This window comes from Thermococcus marinus, from assembly GCF_055389025.1.
The window spans coordinates 1,883,492-1,899,223 of record NZ_AP042417.1; the positions used below are offsets into that span (position 1 = coordinate 1,883,492).

The 15,732-nt window shown below is 57.1% G+C and carries 20 protein-coding genes; 7 read left to right on the top strand and 13 right to left on the bottom strand.

The features are described 5' to 3' along the window. The first annotated feature begins 19 nt into the window (after nt 1–19). From ACZ5ER_RS10470 to ACZ5ER_RS10485, 4 genes are read left to right on the top strand one after another with little or no spacing between them, the layout of a single operon-like run. Nucleotides 20–328, top strand: coding sequence for a chorismate mutase (locus ACZ5ER_RS10470; protein ID WP_464934410.1), 309 nt, complete (start codon nt 20–22; stop codon nt 326–328). Beyond that, the gene (locus tag ACZ5ER_RS10475; RefSeq protein WP_464934411.1) at nt 285–1,361 is read left to right on the top strand and encodes a pyridoxal phosphate-dependent aminotransferase; all 1,077 of its coding nucleotides are present in this window, start codon (nt 285–287) and stop codon (nt 1,359–1,361) included. Before ACZ5ER_RS10470 ends, ACZ5ER_RS10475 begins: the two co-directional genes overlap by 44 nt. Continuing rightward, on the top strand, nt 1,304–1,633 hold the full coding sequence (locus tag ACZ5ER_RS10480; protein ID WP_464934412.1) for a hypothetical protein: 330 nt from the start codon (nt 1,304–1,306) through the stop codon (nt 1,631–1,633). Before ACZ5ER_RS10475 ends, ACZ5ER_RS10480 begins: the two co-directional genes overlap by 58 nt. Next, on the top strand, nt 1,630–2,067 hold the full coding sequence (locus tag ACZ5ER_RS10485) for a hypothetical protein (protein ID WP_464934413.1): 438 nt from the start codon (nt 1,630–1,632) through the stop codon (nt 2,065–2,067). The genes ACZ5ER_RS10480 and ACZ5ER_RS10485 overlap by 4 nt, the downstream gene beginning before the upstream one ends. On the opposite strand, the gene trpA is transcribed toward ACZ5ER_RS10485, so the two are convergent. The 13 genes from trpA to ACZ5ER_RS10550 form a co-directional block, all read right to left on the bottom strand. Continuing rightward, nucleotides 2,056–2,802 (bottom strand): tryptophan synthase subunit alpha, encoded by a 747-nt coding sequence (trpA, locus tag ACZ5ER_RS10490; protein ID WP_464935209.1) that lies wholly within the window; start codon nt 2,800–2,802, stop codon nt 2,056–2,058. The genes ACZ5ER_RS10485 and trpA overlap by 12 nt on opposite strands. After that, nucleotides 2,795–3,958, bottom strand: coding sequence for a tryptophan synthase subunit beta (trpB, locus tag ACZ5ER_RS10495; protein ID WP_464934414.1), 1,164 nt, complete (start codon nt 3,956–3,958; stop codon nt 2,795–2,797). Before trpB ends, trpA begins: the two co-directional genes overlap by 8 nt. Further along, entirely contained in the window at nt 3,945–4,571 is a 627-nt protein-coding gene (locus ACZ5ER_RS10500) for a phosphoribosylanthranilate isomerase (RefSeq protein ID WP_464935210.1), read from the bottom strand. The genes trpB and ACZ5ER_RS10500 overlap by 14 nt, the downstream gene beginning before the upstream one ends. Then, a complete protein-coding gene (locus tag ACZ5ER_RS10505) occupies nt 4,571–5,143 on the bottom strand; it encodes an aminodeoxychorismate/anthranilate synthase component II (RefSeq protein ID WP_464934415.1) in 573 nt (190 codons plus the stop codon). Before ACZ5ER_RS10505 ends, ACZ5ER_RS10500 begins: the two co-directional genes overlap by 1 nt. Next, on the bottom strand, nt 5,140–6,441 hold the full coding sequence (locus ACZ5ER_RS10510; RefSeq protein WP_464934416.1) for an anthranilate synthase component I: 1,302 nt from the start codon (nt 6,439–6,441) through the stop codon (nt 5,140–5,142). The genes ACZ5ER_RS10505 and ACZ5ER_RS10510 overlap by 4 nt, the downstream gene beginning before the upstream one ends. Further along, entirely contained in the window at nt 6,423–7,403 is a 981-nt protein-coding gene (trpD, locus tag ACZ5ER_RS10515; RefSeq protein WP_464934417.1) for an anthranilate phosphoribosyltransferase, read from the bottom strand. The genes ACZ5ER_RS10510 and trpD overlap by 19 nt, the downstream gene beginning before the upstream one ends. Continuing rightward, nucleotides 7,400–8,086: an indole-3-glycerol phosphate synthase TrpC gene (gene trpC, locus ACZ5ER_RS10520; protein ID WP_464934418.1), complete on the bottom strand. Its 687-nt coding sequence runs from the start codon at nt 8,084–8,086 to the stop codon at nt 7,400–7,402. The genes trpD and trpC overlap by 4 nt, the downstream gene beginning before the upstream one ends. Nucleotides 8,087–8,244: 158 nt before the next feature. After that, complete coding sequence (locus ACZ5ER_RS10525) at nt 8,245–8,694, bottom strand: protein-tyrosine phosphatase family protein (protein ID WP_464934419.1); 450 nt, start codon at nt 8,692–8,694, stop codon at nt 8,245–8,247. A 52-nt stretch (nt 8,695–8,746) separates the two neighbouring features. After that, a complete protein-coding gene (locus tag ACZ5ER_RS10530) occupies nt 8,747–9,412 on the bottom strand; it encodes a carbon-nitrogen hydrolase family protein (protein WP_464934420.1) in 666 nt (221 codons plus the stop codon). Further along, nucleotides 9,409–10,017 (bottom strand): class I SAM-dependent methyltransferase, encoded by a 609-nt coding sequence (locus tag ACZ5ER_RS10535; RefSeq protein ID WP_464934421.1) that lies wholly within the window; start codon nt 10,015–10,017, stop codon nt 9,409–9,411. Before ACZ5ER_RS10535 ends, ACZ5ER_RS10530 begins: the two co-directional genes overlap by 4 nt. Beyond that, nucleotides 10,014–10,346, bottom strand: a complete 333-nt coding sequence (locus ACZ5ER_RS10540; protein WP_464934422.1) for a hypothetical protein — start codon at nt 10,344–10,346, stop codon at nt 10,014–10,016. The genes ACZ5ER_RS10535 and ACZ5ER_RS10540 overlap by 4 nt, the downstream gene beginning before the upstream one ends. Then, on the bottom strand, nt 10,343–11,548 hold the full coding sequence (locus tag ACZ5ER_RS10545; protein WP_464934423.1) for a TldD/PmbA family protein: 1,206 nt from the start codon (nt 11,546–11,548) through the stop codon (nt 10,343–10,345). The genes ACZ5ER_RS10540 and ACZ5ER_RS10545 overlap by 4 nt, the downstream gene beginning before the upstream one ends. Next, nucleotides 11,549–12,877 carry a metallopeptidase TldD-related protein gene (locus ACZ5ER_RS10550; RefSeq protein WP_464934424.1) on the bottom strand — a complete coding sequence of 443 codons (1,329 nt, stop codon included), beginning with the start codon at nt 12,875–12,877 and terminating at the stop codon, nt 11,549–11,551. It abuts the gene before it with no gap. A 70-nt stretch (nt 12,878–12,947) separates the two neighbouring features. Between ACZ5ER_RS10550 and ACZ5ER_RS10555 the strand changes: the two genes are divergently transcribed. The 3 genes from ACZ5ER_RS10555 (at nt 12,948) to ACZ5ER_RS10565 (ending at nt 15,725) form a co-directional block, all read left to right on the top strand. Beyond that, entirely contained in the window at nt 12,948–13,670 is a 723-nt protein-coding gene (locus ACZ5ER_RS10555; RefSeq protein ID WP_464934425.1) for a class I SAM-dependent methyltransferase, read from the top strand. A gap of 118 nt (nt 13,671–13,788) precedes the next feature. Then, nucleotides 13,789–14,802 carry an AAA family ATPase gene (locus ACZ5ER_RS10560; protein ID WP_464934426.1) on the top strand — a complete coding sequence of 338 codons (1,014 nt, stop codon included), beginning with the start codon at nt 13,789–13,791 and terminating at the stop codon, nt 14,800–14,802. Then, nucleotides 14,799–15,725, top strand: coding sequence for a hypothetical protein (locus ACZ5ER_RS10565; RefSeq protein ID WP_464934427.1), 927 nt, complete (start codon nt 14,799–14,801; stop codon nt 15,723–15,725). Before ACZ5ER_RS10560 ends, ACZ5ER_RS10565 begins: the two co-directional genes overlap by 4 nt. The last annotated feature ends 7 nt before the right edge of the window (nt 15,726–15,732 follow it).

Consider the following 15,732-nt stretch of genomic DNA (forward strand, 5'->3'; position numbering starts at 1 on the left):
AAATCCGTCGTTTAATTCAATGCCAGGTGATGGTGATGTCCTGCCAATATTAAAGGCACAGATTGACAGCATATCGGAAATAAAGGCGCTTAGGGCACGAATAGATGAAATAGATAGGGAGATACTGCGCCTCCTTGAGGAGAGGATGGAAGTAGCTCTGCGCATAGGGGAAGTAAAGGCCAGGCTCAGCGTTCCAATTCTCGATCCCGCCCGGGAAATGGAAGTCCTTGAACGGGCCGGGAAGTTCAGACCCGTTTTTGAAGCTATCCTTGAGGTGAGCAGGGATGTTCAGCGTGTACGAATTCTTCAACAGGATAAGCGAGGTTAATCCTAAGATACGGCTCGATGCAGGCCAGCCGGACATACCCGTGAGAGAAGAGATCATAGAGGAGACAATTAAATCGCTTAGAAGAGGGGAGACGGGCTACACATCGACTTCCGGGATTCAGGAACTCAGGGAGGCGATAGCGGATCTGGAGGGTGTTTCTCCTGAGGAAATCGTGGTGGGACCTGGTGCGAAGATTCTGATAGCGGCGGAGATTGCGGCGGCGAAGAGGGTTGCAGTGGTATCTCCACACTGGAACGCTTACTCCCTGATAGCCAACCAGTTTGGAAAAGAGGTGGTGCTCATTAGGACAACCCTCGAGGAGGGGTGGACGCCGTCCCTTGAGGAGCTCAACGCCGACCTGCTAATTCTCAACTACCCAAACAACCCGACTGGAAGGGTGCTATCGCGCTCCGAGCTGAAAGGAATCGTTGAGGTTGCGGAGGAATCAAGAATAAAGGTGCTCTCAGACGAGGTGTATGCCGATTTGTCTTTCGTGGACTTCACTCCGGTCAGGGAGCTGTATGAGAACACGGTAACGGTCAAGGGGTTCTCAAAGCTCTACTCCATGACGGGCTTCCGCCTCGGCTACGCCCTGGCTGAGAAGAAGGAAGCGGCGAGGATAAGGAGGTTTATAGAGTCCACGGCAACCTGTGTCCCTCCATTCGTTCAGAGGGCGGGCCTGAAGGCCCTTGAGCTCAGGGAAGAGATCGTCGAGGCGGTTAAGGGGGAGTACCAGCGGAGGGTGAGTATCGCCTCCAGGATTCTGCGCGGTCTTGAATTCAGGGAGCCGGAGGGCGCGTTCTACATCTTCCTCCGGGTGCCGGGGGATGGCGTGGAGTTCGCCGAGAGGCTCCTTCAGAAGGGGGTCTCGGTTTTTCCGGGAGCGGCTTTTGGCCCCTACGAGGACTTCATAAGGATTTCCCTCAGCGGAGGCCGTCTGGAAGAGGGGCTCAGGATAATAAGGGAGGAGATTGAATGCGCTTTGGAATCGTCGGCTACGGGAGGATGGGCAGGCTCTTCGGGCGTTGTCTGAAGGGAGAGGTGAAGTTCTACTCACGCCACAGGGAAATGGACTTTGGGAGCCTCGGGGAGCTTTACGAATGGGCCGACGTCATTGTAATTGCCACTTTGCTCGATGTCATCCCGGAGACTCTGAAAGAACTCTCAACAATAGCCTCAAAGCGGCCCAGGGACGTTGTAATCTTTGACATAGCCGCCTTCAAGAGGGAAATTGTGGGTCTTTACAGGGAATTCCCCCAGGATGTGAGGTCGCCAGCGTCCATCCGATGTTCGGAGAGGGTGTGAAAAGCTTTGAAGGCCAGCTCTTCATTGTCGTGCCTGTGGAGGGCAGGGAAGGAGATGCGGAGTGGGTTGTGGGCTTTCTTCGCTCCTTGGGTGGAAGGGTGGAGGTCATGGATGCTGAAGAACACGACAGGATTGTCGGACTCGTCGTTGGCGTCCCCTACCTCATAGGCCTCAAATACCTTGAAATTTCTGCTGAGATAGGTCTTGACCGTTTTGGAGGGACTTCACATCGTTTTTTAACCACGTACGGAAAGGCGGTTCTCAACGACTCGCCGGAATTCATAGCGGAGGTCCTGGAGCGCTCGCGTGAGGAAATAGAAGAGTTCATCAGAGCACTTGGGAAGATGCCGAACTTTGAAGGTCTTTTGAACAAGATCAGTGAAAATGAAATAAAAGATGCGTACCACAGGCTCTACAGGGTTTTAGAGCCCTGAGAGCTCCCTTACCTTTTCCCTGAGGAGGGGAGCAGCTCTTTCCCCGTGTTCCTCTATCAGCCTTATTAGGGCACTTCCCACGACCACGCCGTCTGCGCCACTCTGAAGGAGCCTTTCCACGTGCTCTCTGCGTGAAACCCCGAAGCCGACCGCGAGCTTTCTGGTGCACAGCCGCCTGGCCCTTCTCAGGAGCTGAAAAGCAGTTTCGGAGATTTCCTCCCTGGCCCCGGTGGTGCCGTACAGGGATATGAGGTAAACGAAGCCCGTTGAGGCCCGGCAGATTTCCTTAAGCCTCTCATCGGGGGTGTTGGGTGCCGCCAGGAACACCGTCTTTATTCCCTCCTCCCTGGCGGTCTCCAGGAGCTCTCCCGCGTGGCTAACAGGAAGGTCAACGACAAGAATCCCGTCAACACCGCTGGCTTTTGCCGAGCCCAGGAACTCCTTCACGCCTGTTCTGTAGACGGGGTTGTAGTACGTCATGAGGACAATGGGAGTGTCGTAGTTTCTCCGGAAGGCTTTTACGAGCGGGAACAGCTCCTCCAGCTTAAAGCCGCCCCTCAGCGCCCTCTCGTGAGAGGCCTGTATCGTCTTTCCGTCCGCCATGGGGTCGCTGAAGGGAACGCCAAGCTCTATGGCTCCCGAGTATTCCGCAACCGCTTCGAGGAAGCCAAGAGTGGCCCTGACGCTTGGGTCTCCCGCGGTGATGTAGGGAATGATTGAACCGCTCTCAAACATCGCCACTCACCTTCATGACTATTCCAAGGTCTTTATCGCCCCTGCCCGAGAGGTTAACGATGATTATTTCGTCCCTCTCCATCTCCCTGGCAAGTTTCATGGCGTAGGCAACTGCATGGGCCGATTCAAGGGCCGGCAGTATTCCTTCCGTACGGGAGAGCTCGTGGAAGGCCTTCAGTGCCTCATCATCAGTCACGGTAACGTACTCGGCCCTGCCCTCCTCCTTCAGGTGGGCGTGCTCCGGGCCAACTCCTGGGTAGTCCAGGCCCGCGGATACGCTGTGGGCAGGGACTATTTGTCCCTCCTCGTTCTGGAGGAAGTAGCTCAGCATGCCATGGAAGACTCCCCTCTCCCCAGCGTTGAGGGATGCCGCGTGAAGGCCGGTGTGAAGGCCCTTTCCTCCTGCCTCGACGCCGATAAGCCTGACGTCGTCATTGACGAAGGGGTAGAATATGCCCATGGCGTTGCTTCCGCCCCCCACGCAGGCCACTATGGCATCTGGCAGCGTTCCTTCGGCCTCCAGAATCTGGTCCCTGGCCTCCCTCCCGATAACCGACTGGAAGTCCCTGACGATTATCGGGTAGGGGTGCGGCCCGACGACGGAGCCTATGAGGTAGTGTGAGTGCTCGAAGCTTGCCACCCAGTCTCTCAGGGCCTCGTTTATTGCATCTTTTAGGGTTCTTGAACCGCTTTCAACGGGAATAACCCTCGCGCCCAGAAGCTTCATCCTGAAGACGTTCATGGACTGCCTTTCCACGTCCTCTGCCCCCATGTACACGTCGACGCTCATTTCCAGCAGGGCCCCTGCCATCGCCGTCGCAACACCGTGCTGACCGGCCCCAGTTTCGGCTATAAGCCGGCTTTTGCCCATAAACTTGGCCAGGAGAGCCTGTCCTATCGCGTTGTTGGTCTTGTGGGCGCCGCCGTGGAGCAGATCTTCCCGCTTCAGGTATATCCTGGCCCCACCGATTTTCTCGCTCAGCCTCCTTGCGTAGTAGAGCGGTGTCGGCCTGCCGGCCCAGTGGCGGAGGTAGTAATCGAGGGCATTCCTAAACTCATCGTCATTTTTAAGCTCGTTGTATGCCTTTTCGAGCTCCCTCAGGGGCTCCATGAGCGTCTCGGGGACGAACTGTCCCCCAAAGCTACCGAACCACATTTCTAACCCTCCCGATGAACTCCTCTATAAGCGTCCTGTCCTTTACGCCGTTCCTCTCAACTCCGCTTGAGACGTCCACCCCGGCAGGCCTGACCCACTTTACCGCCTCTTCAACGTTCTCGGGCCTCAGCCCCCCTGCAAGGACTATCGGGATTTTTTTGGCCACTATTGCGCTCACCCGGTAGTCGTGCCTCCTACCGCTCCCCGCCCCGGTGTCGAGGAGAACCCTGTCCACCTCGTACTGAGATATGAGTTCCATAAGCCTCTCTGCATCCTCGCCGGGCGATGTGCTCTTTCTCGGGACGGTGAAGGCCTTCATCACGGAAACGCCGTACTCGGAGACGAGCCTCTCAACCGTTTTCGGGTGTGCGTCCGAGTGTATCTGCACGTACTCCGCGCCGGTCCTTTCGATCGCGTTGGCCCACTCCGAGAAGCTAGCCATCGTTGACACGAGGTAGATGGGAATCCTTGAGCCCTCAATTAGCTCCCTCGCCACTCCAAGCGGGACTCTCCTTTTGGAGTTCGAGTTTACCACGACTCCGGTGGCGTCGGCGTACCTCTCCACAAGCCTCAGCTCGTCCGAATTCCGGACACCGCATATTTTCACGAACATCATCTGGTCATCTCCACGAAGTTTTTGATTATCCGAAGCCCTTCACGGGTCTCCCACTCGGTTAGAACGCTCTCGGGGTGGAACTGCACCCCCTCAATGGGGAGCTTCTTGTGCCGTATCCCCATGACAACGCCGTCGTCAAGAGAAACGGCGGTGACCTTGAAGCCCTTTGGGACGTCGAGGACCGCGAGCGAATGGTACCTGCCCCCCATAAGCGGGTTTTTAACGCCCCTGAAGATGCCCCTTCTGTCGTGCTTCACGGGGCTTGCCTTGCCGTGCCTCGGGGTCACCCTCCCGACGGTGCCCCCGAAGACCTCCGCTATTATCTGGTGGCCGAGACAGACGCCGAGCACCGGGACTTCGGCTTCAAGGACGATCTCCGGCGAGTTGCCGACCTCCCTTCTGTCCGAAGGTGCCCCCGGGCCAGGAGAGATTATTATTCCGTCGGGGTCGAGCCTTTTGATGTCCTCCGGCGAAACGGTGTTGGGGACGACCATGACATCGTCAAAGAGCGAGGCGTACTCCGCGAGGTTCCAAACGAAGGAGTCCCTGTTGTCCACGAGGACTATCATTCCACCACCCCCAGGGCCTTCAGGACGGCTTTCATCTTGTTCTCTGTTTCCAGATACTCCTTTTCCGGCACTGAATCAGCAACTATGCCTGCTCCGGCCCGCACCCTGACGACCCGGTCTATCTCCGCCATCCTGATGGCTATCGCCAGGTCAGCATCGCCCGTCGTCGAAAAGTAGCCAACGGCTCCCCCGTAGACCCGCCTCCTGCTCTTCTCCAGCTCGTCTATAATCTCCATCGCCCTTATCTTTGGGGCTCCCGTCAGGGTTCCAGCTGGAAAGGCCGCCTCCATCGCATCAAAGGCCGTAACGTCGTCCCTGAGCTCCCCAACCACCTCGCTCTCTATGTGCTGGACGTGGCTGTAGCGGAGGACGTCGAAGAAGCGGACGAGTCTCACACTCCCGGCCTTGGAAACCCGCCTCACGTCGTTCCTTGCAAGGTCGACGAGCATCACGTGCTCGGCCCTCTCCTTTTCATCGCTGAGGAGGCACTTTCTCAGGGCATCGTCTTCCTCGCGACTCCTGCCCCTGGGTGCGGTGCCCGCTATTGGGTTTATTTTAAAAAGCCGACCCTCCACAGAGCCCATTGTTTCCGGCGACGCCCCGACAACCGTCTTGCCGAACTCAAGTAGGAACGTGTACGGGCTGGGGTTTATGGCGACGAGGCGCTCATAGATCTCCAGCGGGTCGAGGTCGGTCTTTATCCGGTACTCCCTGGACAGAACGACCTGAAAGACGTCACCCGACCGGATGTACTCTTTCCCCTTCTCCACCATCTCGATGAAGTCATCGAACCCCGCGTCGGTGGAGATTACCGAAGAGCCTCCCCCCGTGCTCTCCCGCCCAGTTCTCCTGGCCCGCGTTACCACGAGCTCCGGGTCGAAAGGCGGTTCCTGGAGGTAAAAGAAACCGAAGGTGCCTGAGGCGTGGTCGTAAACGAAGGTCCAGGGGTAGTAGCCGAAGACGGAGGGCTCTTCAATCTCTCCTCCAATGTAGTTGTGGACCGCATCGTAGGCAACGTAGCCCACGAAGCCGCCAAGGAACCGGTTTCCCTTAACCTTCTCCCGCATGAGGCCTTTCAGGGCGCGGAAGGGGTTGCTCTCATGGGACACCGTTTCCCCGTCCACGAGGGTTCCTTTTCCCGACACCTCGACCACGAACTCGGGCACCGCCGAGACGTAGGTGAACCTTGCTTTCTCGCTCCCTTTCTCCGCGGAACGAAGGATGAAGGGCATTTCAAAGTCTCTGAGGGCCGAGTACAGGTCAACGGGGTCAACGTACCTCAGCCTCTTGAAAGGCACGCTATCGCCTCCAGCCTTTTGATCATTTCGCTTCCGAGGGCGTTTTCGGCGATCTCCACACTTTCCCTGAAGTCGCTGGCAACTCCTGCGGCGTACAGGGCGGCCGAAGCGTTAACGAGCACAAAGCTCCTGTCCTCTTTCCTTCCTCTCCCCGCCAGAACCTCTTTCACCCTCAGGGCGCTTTCCTCGGGGGACGAACAGGGGGCCGGCTTTACGGGCTCCACCCCGAAATCCCCCGGCGAAAGGGTGTACCTATCAACTTCCTCCTTCCGCACCTCGGCGATGGCCGTTTCCGAGAAGGGGCTGACTTCGTCCAGTCCTCCGCCGTGAACGACGAGGGCCCTCTTAACGCCGAGGAAGGAGAGCGCCTCTGCCATCACGTCAACCAGCCCGGGAGAGTTAACCCCCACCAGCTGATAGGCTGGCTCAGCAGGGTTCGCAAGGGGGCCGAGGACGTTGAAGACCGTCTTTATCTTGAGGGCTTTTCTGACGGGCATTATGCCCTTCAGCGCTGGATGGTACCTTGGTGCGAAGAGGAAGGTGAAGTTGACCTTCTCCACCATTTCCCTGGCCTTCTCAGGGCCGATATCCGGGTTTATTCCCAGGGCCCGCAGCAGGTCCGCGGAGCCGCTCCTGGAAGTTATCGACGTGTTTCCGTGCTTGGCGACCCTCCTGAATGCGGACAGGATAAGGGCCGAGGCAGTGCTGACGTTTATGGTCGAGCTCCCGTCCCCGCCGGTGCCGGCAGTGTCTGCCACCTCTCCGAGGTCTGTCTTTACCGCCTGGTCGCGCATCGCCTTCGCAAGGCCCGCTATCTCCTCTCCAGTGTAGCCCTTTGTCTGGAGCGCCGCGAGATAGGCGGCTATGCGGATCTCACTCTCCTTCCCGAGCGTCTGAAAGAGTTCATAGGCCTCCTCGAAGCTGAGGTTCCTTCCCGAAATTATCTTTTCCAGAAGGGTCATACCTTCACCTCCACGAACTCCCTGAGGAGTCTCTCCGGATCCTCTGCCTTCATCAGCGCGGTGCCGATCAAAGCCGCGTCCGTCAGCCGAAGGGCCCTCCTGAGGTCGTCCATCGTTGAAATGCCGCTCTCGCTAACCCTAACATAGCGCTTTGGTATCAGAGGGGCGAGCCTTTCGGTCAGGGAGACGTCCCCGTCGTCGAGCTCCAGCTTCCCTATGTCCCGGTTGTTTATCCCTATCATCGTCGTGTTGGTCTGGAGGGCAATGTTCAGCTCCCCTTCGCTGTGCACCTCCACGAGGGTGTCAAGTCCGTGCTCCCTGGCAACGTCCACGAGCTCGGCCAGCCCCTCCCCGAGAAGCCTTGCTATCAGGAGAACGGCCGACGCTCCCGCCTCAGCGGTCCTTTCGATGTCCTCCCTCTCGGTTATGAAGTCCTTCCTGAGAACCGGCAGCTCCGTTTCCTGGCAGAGCTTTCTGAGGAACTCAAAGCTTCCCCTGAAGTACTTTGGCTCTGTTATGTAGGAGATTCCAACGGCACCGGCCCGCTCGTAGGCCCTTAGAATCTCAAAGGGATCCCGGCCCTTGAGAAGGTCGCCGTACTTGGGAGAATAGAGCTTCAGCTCGGCTATTATGGCGTTTTTCTTCGAACTCCTAATAGCTCTGCTCAGGCCAAAAACCATCACCCGTCATGTGAACACCCCAGATTGCGTGGGCAGGTGTGCTTTTAATTCTTTGGACAGGTACAGTCGTCCATTGGCTGCCTGGCCGAATTTTGAAGAAGTTCTACAAAACAGACGTGAAAGAATGCCTTCATTAGGAAAAAGAGAGCCAGAACCGTCCACTACCTGCCAAGAGACTTTTCCAACTCTTTCAAAACTTCAACCTGCTCTTCGACTTCAACCGCACCGGGTCGCACCATGCGGACTCTCCTCAGCGCCTCCCTTAGCGGGAGCCTCTTGGAGTACATCACCCAGGCAACGGCAACCGTCCCGCTCCTTCCGAGCCCGCCCATGCAGTGGATTAGAACCTTCTTGCCTTCCGTCACTTTCCCCTCTATCCAGCGGAGGATTTCAAGGAGCTGTTCTACAGACGGGGCAGAGAAGTCCCTGACAGGGCTGTGGAGGACCTCAACGCCCCGCTTTTTCCACTCGTCCAGGCTGTAGGGCAGCTCAAACTCCTCCACGAGGACAACAACCGCATCGAAGCTCTTAGCCACCTCACCTATTTCACCCACCGTCGGCATCCTCGAAAAGGCGACGTTATTATCTATGAACTTCGCCGAGCGCCACATTCTACCACCTCGTCCCATCAGAAGTTTAACGTTTGAGGTTTATAGGGTTTCGTCAGACATCCACAACCAGAATCTCATCACCCCTTGATGACGCCAGAAGCTTTCCATCGGAGTCGAAGGCCCACGCACCCCCGGGCGGGTGGCTGTTTACGACGAAGGTTTTAGCGCCGAGGAGCCGTACTCGCTCTGCCATCGCCGCGATGTCTTCTTCGTTCGGCTCGCCGTAATCCGGGGAGTATTCCATGGGCACGAAGAGGAAGTCCGGCCTCTTCCTGCGCACCCACTTGGCTATGCGCTTGTTGTAGAGGTCGCCGCAGATGATTATCGCGGCCTTCCCGAACTCCGTTCTGGCCGTTCTCACCGTGTTGCCGGTGCAGAACTTCATCGGCTCCTGGAACTTGCGGTGCTTGAGGAGAACCCCACCGTTCCGGCCGATGAGCAGGGCGGAGTTGTAGACACAGTTCTTGTAGGGCTCAAGGAGGCCGAAGACGACGTAAACGCCCGCCTCTCGGGCGAGTGCGCTAACCCTCTTCACAATTTCACCGTAGAGCCCCGCCCCGCTGAAGTCCCACTCCTCAAAGCCCGTCAGACAGTACTCCGGGAAGACGAGGAAGTCCGGTTCGTGCTTCAAGGCCTCGTTAAAGCGCTTCTCGAACTCCCTCCAGTTGGCCTCGAAGTTTCCAGCCTCAACGTGCATAGGGATTAGGGCGACCTTCATTTTTCTACCCTCCCAAAGACAAGCAGGAAAGCCTCACACACCTTTCCGTGGCTTGAAGCACGCCCAAGTACCAGCTCCTCCTCAACAGCCAACCTATGGAGCTTGGCTGACTCTTTGAGCCTCTCCTTCAGACCGTTGAGGTCAAAGTCACCGACTATTATCCTACCGCCCGGCGATAAAACTTCCACGGCCCTTCTGAGAAACGGTTCCGGTTTGAGGTCGTGGAGGATGTAGGAGAAAACGACAACGTCAAAGTCCCCGCCAACATCGTCCCTGAGGAAGTCGCCCTGCATGAACTTCAGCCGCTCGTTCTCAAGCTCCCGAAGGAAGGGAAAGAAGTCAGCCCTCTTTTCGACTCCGATGACGGTTCCCTTCTCGGAGAGCGCTAGGGCGAGCAACCCTGAACCGGAGCCAACGTCGAGGATTTTTCCCTTCGCTCGTTTTACGATTTCTTCCATAACCCTAAGCCTCAGCCGTATTTCTTCCTCGTGTGACGGAAACAGGGCCAGTCTCGAACCGACCAGCCACATCAGCTCTTCATCGGTTCCGCCAAATTCCCTGAAGGCATCAAGGGCCCTGGAATAAAAGGTCTCTATGACTTTCACGGTCTCACCCCCAGCTTGTCCAGACTTTTATCCCGGTAGCGTCTCCTCCACAAACCCTTTGCAGCTTCGAGCCCGAGGAGAAGCAGCCCGAGCGCGAGCCCCTGCCACAGGGGTTCCCCAAACTTCTTCATGAGGAGACACATCAACGTGAGGAAGAACGCCACATCGATGACCGATTCAACCCTTTTGGGGCCCCTCCTTTCCACGGCGTAGAGCGCGAGGAGGTAGATGACAACGAGGAGGAGGTAAAGCGGCCCGATGTAGTAAGCTGGCAGGAAGAAAAGGGCGATGAGGAAAAGAACCGCGAGAACCGCCAGGGAGTCCCTCATACCACCACCTCTGTCCTAAGGAAGGGAAGGGAGATGGAAAATCCCTCGTCGAAGCATACCCTCGTTAGTTCCCTTCCAACGCCGGTGGTGTTTTTAAGAAGCCCCCATACGTTTCCTCTGAGCTCAAAACGTGAAAAACCCTTGACCTCGCCCCGCTCGATGACGAGGGCCGGCGTTACAACGACCGAGAAGTCGCCGGTGGTGGGGTCGAGGGTGTTTGCCCCCCTGATGCCAAGTACCAGAAATCCCCTTTCGACCCCGGAAATCAGCTCTTCCAGTGTCTCGTTCCCAGGCGCAAGAGTTAGGTTATGGGGACCGTCGAAGATTCGCTCACCGATTCGTATTCCGTTCCCGGTGCTCTCCCTCCCCGCCTTCCAAGCGGTGTAGCTGTCCCAGAGCAGACCCCTTGCAACGCCCGCATCAATTAGAACGTTCCTCCCCGCTTTGACTCCTTCGTCGTCTGCCTTCACGTAGCGGAGCGAGCCTTCATCGCGGGGGTCATCCACGATTGTTACGAGTGGTGAGGCAAGAGCCTCTCCTTCCATCGCCTCCATTCCCGGCGCCTTCACCGCCGTGCTCCCCCTGAACTTCCAGAGAACCGACCCTAGTAAGAGCGGATAGAGCGAGACCGGAGCCATCACCGCCTCAACGCTCCCTTTGGGAGGTTTTACCTCTCTAGGGGCACCAACGAGGCCAAGATACTGCTCTACGAGTGATTTTAGCCCGGCCCAGGAAGCCGAACCCGCCGAAATCTGGAAGGGCACTCTCCCCCCGATTTCAAGCTCGACCTTCATCAGGGAGTATGCACCATCAACGTCTGCTCCCGCTGTGCTTTCAACCGAGAAGCGCCGGGTTATTAACTCCACAGTCCCGGATAGGGAAATGTCCTTCTCCCCAAGTTCGTCAGCTAGCGCCGAGAGCTCGCCGGCGATGTCCTCTACATCGGCCTCAAACGTCCTGTTCCAGCGGGCCCTGCATCCAGATGGAAGCTCGTAGTCCTCCTCCTTCGAAAAGCGGAGCGTCTCGCGGGCGAGCCGTAAAGCCTCCCCCTCATCTCTGCCTTCTGCAAGTGCAGAACCCACCTTCCCGTTCTCGACGAGCCTAACGGCTGTGAACTCCCTAACCCTTGCGAAGGGCCTAAGGTTCCTCTCAAGGGAAACCCCGATGCGTTTCTCCCTTAGCCGGTAGACTTCACGCTCCATTCACACCACCCTTATTCCCCTCTCAAAGAGAACGTGCGGCCCTCCCATACTCACCCTGACGATCTGCCCCTTCCCGCAGTAGGAGTTCTCGAAGTCGAGTTCCTTCCCCATCCCCCGGATTCCGGAGAGGGCATCGAGGGCCCTTCCGCTGGCGGTCGCTCCCAATATCGGCTCGGCAATCTCACCGTTCCTGATGACGTAGCCCTCCATGACACCGGCAGTAAAGGACGAGTCAAGGCCTGTCTGACCCGGCCCGGCGCTCACAAGGTAGTAACCGAGTTTAACTTCCTCAAGCAGTTCTTCGAACGTCCAGTCGCCCGGCTCGAAGTAGGTGTTCCTCATTCTCACCATTGGCTCGAAGGCGTAGCTCTCGGCCCTCGCGCGCCCGTTCGGCTCGACGCCGAGCAGGTAAGCCTGCTCCCTGTCCACGAGGAGCTCGTTGAAAACCCCGTCCTTCAGGATTTCGACCTTCTTAACTGGAACCCCCTCATCGTCGTAGAGGTCGTTTCCGTGGCCATCTTCAACGTTTCCGTCGCTCAGGCCCACGAACTCCGGCGCAATCCTCTCGCCGAGCTTTTCCGCTAAGGGCGTGTTCGGCAGTTCGTCCGCCTCGGCGAGGTGACCCAAAGCCTCGTGGGCAATCATGCCGGCAAAGTATGGAGAGAGGAGAACCGGGACGTCCCGGAGCCTGGGCCTCTTTCCGTAGAGGAAGCACTTCATCTGACCCTGGATTTCGGTGAGAACCCTTTCCCTCATGTCGTCAAAGGCTTCGAATCCCCTCTCGACCGAACCCGTGAGGCCAAAGAGCCACGAACTCCGGCCGCTGGAAGAAACCGCCAGATTGGCCTCAAGCGAAATCCCGGATAACTCCCACTCGATTTCGGTGCCTTCGCTCGTGATGAGCCGCTTAATGCCCGAGAAGTCCGAGTATTTTACGGCCTTCCTTGAGGCCTCCGGGAGGGCGTTTAGGAGTTCTTTGACGGCTTCGACCTTCTCATCGGGCGGCACTTCCGGGGGTTTTACCCTCATACCACTCCTCACGCGGTCTCGGGCAGGCTTTACATCGGCGAGCTTTATGTTTCCTTTGCTGACCTGCGCGAGCTTCACCGCCTTTTCAACGGCCCATTCCAGATCCTTGGGAGAGTTCACCGATACAAAGCCCCATGAACCGCCGGCGAGAACCCTAACCCCGAACCCGCCCGTAGAGCGAGCGGAGACGCTTATCCCGTCCGAGCCCGTGATTTCAGTTCTAATCAACCGCTCCTCTCTCACTTCGGCGTACTCCGCGCCGAGGGACAGCGCGAGCTCAACTACCCTTGAAGCGTCCACTTCCAACACCTGAATTCTAAATCAGGGATAATCCTTAAAAACAATTCGGAGTTGTAAATACGGTGATGGCATGTTCCGGAACCTCGGGGTGACCTTCGAGCCGACCTACGAGGAAAAACTCTGGCTCTACGACCCGAGGAGTGAAACCGGGCGGAAGAGACTCGAACGGATGAAGGAACTCCTCAGGGACGTTCTTCCTCGACTTGGCGGGAAGGCCCTCGACGTCGGGTGCGGCATGGGAATCTCAACCCTCGCCCTCGAGGGGCTGGGCTTTGAGGTTGTAGGAATAGACACGCAGGAGGAGCTCGTAAAGAAAGCCAAGGAAATCGCCCGGGAGCTCGGGCATAAAGCCGAGTTCAATGTAATGGACGCTAGGAACCTCGATTTTCCGGATGAGAGCTTCGACCTCGTGGCTTTTCTCGGTAACCCTCTGCCCCACATGAGCGTCTACGACTTTGACTCCGCCGTGGGAGAGGCCTTCCGCGTTTTGAAGCGGGGAGGAGTTCTGGTCATCGAGTACGCCGACTGGGTCAGGCTGCTCCACGAGAACTACCGCGAGGTGCTCGTAGAGGAGCCATTCACATCGTTTCACGTTGGACTTGACACTCTCACAGGAACGGTGGATAGGCTCTTCGTGAACTTCGAGAAGGGCTACCTCTTCAGGACCAGAATCAACGTCTGGGCTCCGTGGATAGTCGAGTTCGTTCTGAGAAAGGCCGGTTTCGACGTGAAAACGCATTACAGGGGCACGTTCAGCGTCGTGACTGTCGGGACTAAGCGGGAGAACATTTAAGTACTTCCAAGAGTAAAGTTAGGCTCAGGGGTGAACCATGGTTCGGGGTCGAAATCCGTTCAGGCTCAGAACGCTGAGTAGGAGGACAGAACTCTTTGGAGAAAGCCATAAAAAAGCGTTGGAGGAACTAGAGTCCCTCATCCTTGAAGGTGAACCCATAGTCTTACTCGGGCCGAGAAGGGTAGGAAAGACCAGCCTCCTGAACATAGCCCTGAACGAAAACAAAAACAAAATCTGCTACCTGTACTACGACCTCAGCCCGTTCATGGGGCAAAGAGCGATAAACGTTTCCCAGCTCGTCGTTACGAAGTCGAACCTGCTGGCTTTCAGTGAGAAAGCCGGTTTTCGCATAAATCTCAAAATAATCGAAGGATGGAGGGAAAGGGTAACGACATCGGAGTATTCAAGGGAGCTTCTCAACCTTCTCAGGGAACTCCACGGGCGGTGTGACCACGGGGCGATAATCTTCGATGAAGCCCAGACCCTGGCTTTTCTCAGGGGCCTTGACTTCAGAGGGGTCTTCCAGCTCATCATGAACTCCTACGATAATATAAGCCTCGTTTTGACAGGTTCAATGCCCGGAATCCTCTCGAACTATCTCAACCCGGAGGCGGAAGAGGCTGGATTTTCGAGGTTTTTCAACGAAATATCCATCAGCAGGTGGGATTCTAAGACAACCGAGGAATACCTCAGGAAGCACATAGACATTGAGGAGGGCGAGGTTAGGGAAGTCTCCCTGAGTCTATCGAACGTTCCTGGTTTCGTTGCCATGTACGGCCACCTCAGATGGAGGGGACTCAGCCACTCAGAGGCCCTTTCAAGGGTGTATGAAAAGGCGGTGAGCCTCTGGAAGAGCGACGTTAGAAAGTTCCTGACGGTCTACAGCTCCCACACTTACTATTACCTCCTCCTGGCACTGGCAGTTGGATCTCCCATAGGGCTGAGGTACTCCGAGCTTATGGAAAGCACGTTTGAAGTTGCCCAAAAAATGGGGGGCTCTTTCAGTGAATCGAGCTTTAAGAGAGCCCTGAGGCGCCTGAAGGATGCTGGCTTCATTGAAGAGACCGAAACGGGGAGGTATTTAATTCCCGAGCCCCCGCTCAGAGAAGCCCTCAGGAGGCTGAGGTTATGAGAACATACTCCTTCGGCACTGAAACCATCCCCACGGCCTTAGCCGGCGACCTGCTCGTTGGAATCGTCCACGACGGGAAGAACTACAGGATAATGCTCGCCAGGTTGAAAAATGGAGAGATATCAGAGACCCGCTTTCTTGCAGGGGAGAACGACTGGGAAGGCCACAGCGCGCTCGATCTCGGTGACGGCTACCTCATCGGCGGGTCTGTCGAGGGAACCGCAACGCCAGACGGCGGCGAGGGCTGGAAGGCATACCTCGCGAGACTTGATGGGAACTTAAACGTTCTCTGGGAGCTGAAGCTCGACGTTAGAAGCAACGGGGCGGTTCACTCAATACTGCCCGCAGGGGATGGAATCATCATAGCGGACGAAACAGGGAGGCCAGGAAACAGGGGCTTCTTCATGGGGAAGGTCTCCCCGGAAGGCGAGCTCCTCTGGCTGAAGGATTTTGGAAGCTGGGACGACGTCCTTTTCACGGCTCTTCTTCCATCGGGGAGCGGTCTAAAGCTCATCGGGAGCGTCAAAGATGGACGCTGGGAGGTCAGAGCCTTTGACTTCGACGAGAACGGCGAGCTTCGTGGGGAAGAAGCCCTTGCGGAGGGGATAGCGCTGACGGCCTGCCTCTGGAACGGAGAACTCGTCCTGGCCGGCTACAGGGGGGAGGACTTCTGGCTCAGGATTGGCGAGCGCGATGTTGAGCTCGGAAAGGGAAGCGCGACCTCACTGCTGCTCTCCGGTGATAGGCTCCTCGTTGGCGGCGAGCTCGAAGGGAACGCGGTCGTCGTTGAAATCGCCGGCGGAAAGGAGCCAAAGGTCCGGGAGCTCTGGGAGGACGGCTGGGTCGAAGTGCTGGCCGAGAATATGGCGTTTGGGGTTAAGGGGAGAGAGATGGTTATCTCTCGGTTTTCCTTTGAAGACTAAACTCCTC

Excerpts from the sequence above, each read along its gene's own strand:
- ACZ5ER_RS10500 (WP_464935210.1), bottom strand. The coding sequence starts at position 4,571 with ATGTTCGTGAAAATATGCGGTGTCCGGAATTCGGACGAGCTGAGGCTT.
- ACZ5ER_RS10525 (WP_464934419.1), bottom strand. The coding sequence starts at position 8,694 with ATGTGGCGCTCGGCGAAGTTCATAGATAATAACGTCGCCTTTTCGAGG.
- trpA (WP_464935209.1), bottom strand. The coding sequence starts at position 2,802 with ATGTTTGAGAGCGGTTCAATCATTCCCTACATCACCGCGGGAGACCCA.
- ACZ5ER_RS10555 (WP_464934425.1), top strand. The coding sequence starts at position 12,948 with ATGTTCCGGAACCTCGGGGTGACCTTCGAGCCGACCTACGAGGAAAAA.
- ACZ5ER_RS10480 (WP_464934412.1), top strand. The coding sequence starts at position 1,304 with ATGCGCTTTGGAATCGTCGGCTACGGGAGGATGGGCAGGCTCTTCGGG.
- trpB (WP_464934414.1), bottom strand. The coding sequence starts at position 3,958 with ATGTGGTTCGGTAGCTTTGGGGGACAGTTCGTCCCCGAGACGCTCATG.
- trpD (WP_464934417.1), bottom strand. The coding sequence starts at position 7,403 with ATGACCCTTCTGGAAAAGATAATTTCGGGAAGGAACCTCAGCTTCGAG.
- ACZ5ER_RS10530 (WP_464934420.1), bottom strand. The coding sequence starts at position 9,412 with ATGAAGGTCGCCCTAATCCCTATGCACGTTGAGGCTGGAAACTTCGAG.
- ACZ5ER_RS10545 (WP_464934423.1), bottom strand. The coding sequence starts at position 11,548 with ATGGAGCGTGAAGTCTACCGGCTAAGGGAGAAACGCATCGGGGTTTCC.
- ACZ5ER_RS10505 (WP_464934415.1), bottom strand. The coding sequence starts at position 5,143 with ATGATAGTCCTCGTGGACAACAGGGACTCCTTCGTTTGGAACCTCGCG.
- ACZ5ER_RS10540 (WP_464934422.1), bottom strand. The coding sequence starts at position 10,346 with ATGAGGGACTCCCTGGCGGTTCTCGCGGTTCTTTTCCTCATCGCCCTT.
- ACZ5ER_RS10475 (WP_464934411.1), top strand. The coding sequence starts at position 285 with ATGTTCAGCGTGTACGAATTCTTCAACAGGATAAGCGAGGTTAATCCT.
- ACZ5ER_RS10470 (WP_464934410.1), top strand. The coding sequence starts at position 20 with ATGCCAGGTGATGGTGATGTCCTGCCAATATTAAAGGCACAGATTGAC.
- ACZ5ER_RS10565 (WP_464934427.1), top strand. The coding sequence starts at position 14,799 with ATGAGAACATACTCCTTCGGCACTGAAACCATCCCCACGGCCTTAGCC.